Genomic DNA, 6128 nt, shown 5'->3' with positions numbered 1-6128 from the left:
GCCGACCGCGCTGACGTGGCCGCTGCGCGGCTCGCCGTCGACGAGGACCCAGGTGCGTTCAAAGCGGTCGCCGTCTCCGGCGAGACCTCCGGCAATGATCACGTCGGAGCCGGCACCGTCGGCCAGGCCCGCCACCAGCGGACTGCCGTTGACCCGGAGGCCATCGGAGACCACGAAGACAGCCCGGAGGTCGGGCTCCTGGGCAGCGAGCCGTTTCGCGACGGAGAAACCGACGTCATACGATTCGCAGGCATCGGTCACTTGCTCGCTGACGCGGCTGATCCGGGTGTGCTCGAACCGCACCACCGACACCACCAGCGAGCCTTCGGACACCGTATCGCCCATGATCTCGCCAGCGCTGGAGCACCCGATGATGATGGAGGACGGAAACGCCGCGCAGAGTTCCCGGATCGGAGTCGGGTCATCGGCGAGCAGCCTGCTGCCGAAGGCCAGCACCAGGGTCTTCTCGCTGTCGAACGGCAAGAACGGGGTCGACCAGCCGGCGTCGGGGTTCCAGGATGTGCTGAAGACGTCCATGAGGCGGATTTCCCTTGGTCTAGCCCGATCGGCGGGTCGTCGCTACATCGTGCCTATCGACATCGCCCGACGAAGTCTGAGAAGTTTGCGAGCTGCCCAGCCAGTTGCCAGCCCAGATCTTTCATGGGGACTGTAAAAGAACTTTTTACAGTCCCCGACAGCCAGCTGAGGTAGAAGTCTTTGTGGGCGGTGACGAACTCCTCGACGGTCTGGGGCCGTTCGCCGGTGATGCGTTCGACGTCGGTGGCGGCTCTGTCGTAGCGGTTCGCGTGGTGCAGTTGCGCCATGGTCTCGATGTGCTGCTCGGTGTGCGGGGGCAGGCCCGCCTTGGCGCCCGCCTGGCCGAACGCCCGGCCGACGAAGACCCCTGGACGGCGCTGCGCGCCGCGTTCCAGTCCCTCGAGGAGATCGGCATGACCCCCGAAGCACGCCTGGAATTCATCACCCTGCTGTTCGGCAACGAATCCTGCGCGCCGGGCACGCCGAGAAGCAAGCCCGCTGGCAAGAGCTGTTCGCACCGCTGATCGAGCCCCGACTGCCCGACACCGACCGCCGCACCCTGCAAGCCCGCGCCATCGCCGCCGCCGCGATCACCTGCCTGCAGGTCGCCAACGAGGAATGGGTACGCCTGCGCGGACAGACCGCCATGCTCGACCTCTACGACATCGCCGTACAGGCCGTCCGCCGCCCCACCTGAACCCCGCCGCATCCAGCCCCACCACGCTCGCCGGCGTGGAGACCAAGGCCCGGACCGCCTGACCGCGCCCGGCACAGCCCGAACGATCCGGCCGCCGCAAGCCCGCGCAGCCAGAGGTCAGCCCTGGGCGGGCAACCGCAGCGGCCGGTAGGCCGTCGGCATCGAGTTTGGCCAGCAACACCGTCGATGGCGACCGAGTGGGTGCCGTAGAACGACCCGGCGCGCTGGAGTGGCCCAGGTCGTGCTGGATCACCTTCAGCTCGACCCCGGCCGCGACGGCCAGGCTGGCCGCGTCGGTGCCGCGTACCGCGACGGCCTCGCCGCGGCGCAGACCGCGCAGGGCGACCCGCCACAACTTCTCCCGTTCCCGAGTCCAGGCCACCGCCACCGGCCGGGCACCGCGCGGCAGCCGGAGCCGCCACGCCGCGTTCGTCGAGACCAGGCCCTGGCGGCTGGCCTCGCTCAACGCGCTGCGCACCGTCGAGGGCCTCCGCCGCGATGGCGAAACCCGCGCCGGGCCACGCCCGCGCCGCAGCCCTGCCGGCGTACGCGGCCCGCGTGCAGAACAGACTGACGAAGTACCTGAAGCCGACCCCCGACAACCCGAAACACCCGGGCTACGCCGGTGCCGTCGCGCTGGTCACGATGGAGGGCAAAACGGCGCTGCACGCGGCGGTCGGGCATGCGCTGCGATACAAGGCCGGACCCGTGGAACTGGCCGCGAGCAAGCGGGTGGTGATGAAGCCGGACGCGATCTTCGACCTGGCCTCGCTCACCAAGGTCTACACCGCGCTACTGGTTCTGCAACTCGTCGACCGGGGCAAAATAGACCTCAACGCCCCCTTGCAGAAATACCTGCCGGAGTTCAGCGGCACCGGCCAGGCCGCGATCACCATCGCCATGCTGCTCGCCCACACCTCCGCGCTACCGGTCGGTGCGTGAAAGGCGGTTCGCTGCCGATGAGTCATCGGGACAACGATGCCGCGATCGTTGCCCAGTCGGACAGTCCACGCCATGTCGTGTCAACCCAGGTGCCGACTGATCAGCTCGGCGAGTGTCAGCACGGCCCCGACCAGTGTGGTGCCGGCCGTCACCCGGCCTGCCAGCCGCCGCAGCAACATGTCGACAGCGGCCGGGTCGGGGGTGGGCCCGGCCAACTCGCGCTCGATGCACGCCAGATCGTTACCGGCGGCGGCCTGGTCGTCGACCGCGCTCCGGTCGGCGCCGATGAGTCGGCGGACCTCGTCGAACTGCTCGGCGATGACGGTGGCGATGACGGGCGGCGCATGTTGAGTCTGGCGGACCGTACCGCCGGACACGCCGATCGCCGTGGGGCCGTGGAACGTACTGCCGGTGATGGTGAACCCGTCGCCGCCGGTCGGGGACATATCTCCTCAGTTCTGTAGCTGGGTGACGCTGCCGGTGACGCCGATTGCGGTCGCGGCCTGGAAGGTGCTGCCGCTGATGTGGATCGAGTTGTCCTGGATCACGCTCACCCGGCGGCTGAACTCCGCCGTGTCGATGTGGTGCCGCTCGAGGTGGTCGAGAACGGACTCGGCGGTCACCCGTTCGATGAGTTTCACGTATTTCTCCGCATCGAGCTTCTGCAGGTAGGTGACCGGTTCCGGTTCGGCGGCCAGGGTGCGGACGCTGAGCCGGGCTCCGTAGTCGTACCGGCGGAACTCCCGGCTCGCCCGTTCGGCACGGTTCATCCGGGACCGGCCGGTGGACACCCGCCAGACGCCACGCCCGAGCCGCCAGGGTGCGGCCGCGGTATCGGTGAGCCATCCTCGCCAGGCCTGGCCGATGGCACGTCCCCACTGCCGCCCCGCGCTGCCGTGCAGCGCGTCGAGCAAGTGATAGCGATGCTGCACTGGTGGCAGGACGGTAGCGACGAACTCGACGTACAACAGCCCGCCCTCGACGGCGAGATGGACGAAGGCCGAGACGCCGACTTCCTGGTGGCGTAGCCGGGCCACGACTCGGCCGTCGTCGGTGCGCACCGCGTTGTCGGCCTCACCGGCCACCACATTGCCCACCACCACTCGCTGGAAGTGGCGGAGGCCACCCTGCGGATGGCGGATGATCGCGTCGACCGTCGCCGGAGCGGCCACCGGGAAGGTCAGTCGTTCCCGGCCGCAGACGAGTTCGTCGTCCAAGTCCCGCAGCCCGTCCGCGACGATGTGCGGAACCAGGCAAGTGCCGGGCACCCGCTGTTGGTGCGACAGATCTTCGTCGCCGAGTTCCATGAGCCGACGCCGAACCTCGTCGTTGATCTTCAGCGGGTCGAGCATCACCGGCTCGCCCGGGGCTCCGTCCCGGCTGTGGCGGCGCAGGCGGAGCGCGAACGACCAGGCGCGGACGACATCTCCGGTACCGAGAAAGGGGTCCGCCGAGTGCACGGTCACGTTGCCGTACTGCGCGGTGGCGACCCGGGCGACGCGCCGGGCGATACGCGCGTTCGGCAGCGGCGGTAACACCGGATACTCGCTGTGAGCCAAGCTGGACGTGAGGATCCGGTACGTGATCACGTGATACCCGACGAGAACGGCGAGGGTCAGCACGGCCAGCGCAACCGGCCCGGCGGCCAGGTGCCATACCGCCTCGCCGGTGCGTGACGCGAGATCGAGCAGCGCGTCACCGCCCAGATCGTCGCGGCTCAGCCCGGTGAACGGGCGCAGGGCGGCACCGGCTTGTCCGGCCAGCGGCAGTCCAAAATAGACCAGGGCGGCGACCAGGAACGGCGCCCAGCCGAGTAGATGATGCAGAATGACGGGCAGGAAAACCCGCTGCCGCCGGGACGGCCGCCGGGTGCGGACGAATCGGACCGTGTGCATGAGTGCCCCGACCGTCAGCAGAGTGATCGTCGGCTTCTGCACGTACCCGAGGCCCGCACCGAGCAGCCCGGTCAGCAGCGCATTACGCAGCAGGAGGATCCGCCGGGCCTGATAGCAGTGGCGCACCACCGCGGCGAGGTCGAAGCCGAATGACGGCGCCACGGCGCGGTGCTCGTCCTCGATCACCTCGCCGATGACCTGGTTGGCGAATTCGCCGTTGACGTACGGCGCGCAGCACAATTGCCGGGTCTGCTCCGTGAGTGGCACTGCGGTCTGCTCCGTCACGCGGAACCCGAACGGCCCCGCCACCGCGCCGGCGTGTTCCGCGCTCACCCCACGACTCATCCGATGTCCGCACAGTGCAGGTGCACCGTGGTGTCCGGCGGCATCAACAGTCCGGAACCCGGCGATTGTCCCTGCACGGCTCCGGTGGTGCCGTCGATCAGACGCGGCCGCATCCCCGCATCGATCACCTTCTGCCCGGCCGCTTCGCAGCTCAGACCCCAAACGTTGGGCACCACCACGGAATCCGTCGTCGGGGCGACGGAGGGATCTGGCTCGGCGGAGATGCTCGGCTCGGCCGCCGGGGAGCTATCCAAAAAGATCCCGAACGGATCGTCTCCGGAGGGGTCGTCCTCGAGCTCCGGCGTGGACTGCCTCGTCTTGCTCGAACGGGACGGCTTCACCTCGCCCGGGACCACCGCCTCGGGCGGGGACTGCCTCGTCTTGCTCGAACGGGACGCCTTCACCTCGCCCGGGACCACCGCCTCGGACGGGGACGGCGTGGGACGGGGTGACACGGCCGGCGCGGGCACGATCGGATCGACGTCTGGACGGCTCTCCGTCGGCTCGGACACCGGTGGAGCCTCGGTGATCGCCGACGGGGACGCCGGCGAGTCGGTCGCCTCCACCGCGCCGACTCCGATGAGCAGGACGACCGTCAGAGCGACTGCCACGGTCAGCACCGTCATGAGGACCGACCGGTCGAACGCCAACGGGGAGGACGGATCAGGCGTCACACCGAACAGCGCGACATCGGTCGCGGAGTCCACCCCGGACAAGTTGATATTGCAACGCGGACAGCGCTGCCATCGGCGCCGAACGTCGAGATGACACGATGGGCAACGCACCGAGATCCAATCGTCCGCCCGGGCGTGAAGGTTGAATGCGTCCCGGGTCGAATAACTACTAACGGACCGATATCCGGTACGCAATTCGCGGAGCGAGACAGCCCACGTTCGAGCTACTGAATTGGCCGATCAAACAAAGGATGCCTCAGCCGATCATCGGTCACCCGAAAGTCGCCGCGCGGCGTCACGACCGGGGCGGCGTGCCGATGTGGCCCGTGAGCTGCGCGAGCTGATCACCGAGGAGGCGGCCGGTGCACACTGGGTCATGCCGCACCGCTGGGGCAGGGCGAGGATCATGGTGCGGCCACCCCTCCGGGCGTCTCCTCGGGGGAGGTGTCGACCATGGCTTTAGTGCGGCCACGGGGCAGTTACTACTGCTGCGATCACTCAGACCTCAATAACTTCCGCGCCTTTCACTTTCGGAGGATTTTGGTAGGGGGCGCCGCGGCGTTGGTTGTGGCCGATCTGGGCGCGGATCACCGTCCGCGGAATCCTCCTGTTCTTCTACGCCGACCAGCTGGAAGCCGGGCCAGGCAGTTGGGCCGACCCCGTCGATCCTCAGCCCGCGCAACTACGGGCATCGGCCGACAACCGCGCGGCGAGCCGGTGGCGGATCTCCTCGCAGCGGTATCTCTGCCCGGCTTGGTGCCTCTGCTTGCAGGCTGTTGACGACGTGTAGCCGGTTGCACGGTCGCCGTCGAGCGCGTCCCCACGCCGAGCTGCCCCGCAGTCGACTTGGACGGCCCGGTGGCTGCACCCGCTGGCCGACCTGAGCTGAGTCCCGGGGCAATCGCGTGGCTCCGCCGACTGATCAGCATTCGGGCCCGCCCGTAGGTCAACGACGTGATGAGCGCCATCGCCGCTATCGAGCCCTCCTGGGGACCCTGCGGCAGCGCGACTGACCAGCAGCCGCACAGATTCCCGCGA

6 protein-coding genes are annotated in these 6128 nt (G+C 68.8%); 2 read left to right on the top strand and 4 right to left on the bottom strand.

Features of this window, described 5'->3' with window-relative positions:
• The coding region (locus DMB66_RS57170) for an FIST N-terminal domain-containing protein (RefSeq protein ID WP_199753251.1) at window positions 1-537 on the bottom strand (537 nt) is incomplete at its 3' end.
• A gap of 182 nt (window positions 538-719) precedes the next feature.
• Between DMB66_RS57170 and DMB66_RS62045 the strand changes: the two genes are divergently transcribed.
• On the top strand, window positions 720-1061 hold the full coding sequence (locus tag DMB66_RS62045; RefSeq protein ID WP_158647703.1) for a hypothetical protein: 342 nt from the start codon (window positions 720-722) through the stop codon (window positions 1059-1061).
• Between the two features lie 671 nt (window positions 1062-1732).
• Window positions 1733-2176 (top strand): serine hydrolase, encoded by a 444-nt coding sequence (locus DMB66_RS57155; protein ID WP_125812356.1) that lies wholly within the window; start codon window positions 1733-1735, stop codon window positions 2174-2176.
• An 80-nt stretch (window positions 2177-2256) separates the two neighbouring features.
• Here DMB66_RS57155 and DMB66_RS57150 read toward each other — a convergent pair whose 3' ends face one another.
• From DMB66_RS57150 to DMB66_RS57140, 3 genes are read right to left on the bottom strand one after another with little or no spacing between them, the layout of a single operon-like run.
• A complete protein-coding gene (locus DMB66_RS57150; RefSeq protein WP_125812355.1) occupies window positions 2257-2622 on the bottom strand; it encodes a hypothetical protein in 366 nt (121 codons plus the stop codon).
• A 6-nt stretch (window positions 2623-2628) separates the two neighbouring features.
• Window positions 2629-4404 (bottom strand): hypothetical protein, encoded by a 1776-nt coding sequence (locus tag DMB66_RS57145; protein ID WP_125812354.1) that lies wholly within the window; start codon window positions 4402-4404, stop codon window positions 2629-2631.
• 8 nt (window positions 4405-4412) lie between these two features.
• A complete protein-coding gene (locus DMB66_RS57140; RefSeq protein WP_125812353.1) occupies window positions 4413-5123 on the bottom strand; it encodes a hypothetical protein in 711 nt (236 codons plus the stop codon).
• Window positions 5124-6128: the final 1005 nt, after the last annotated feature.

The organism is Actinoplanes sp. ATCC 53533 (genome assembly GCF_003947245.1).
The sequence above is the reverse complement of the archived record's forward strand: the minus strand, read 5'-3'. Positions and strand labels throughout refer to the sequence as shown.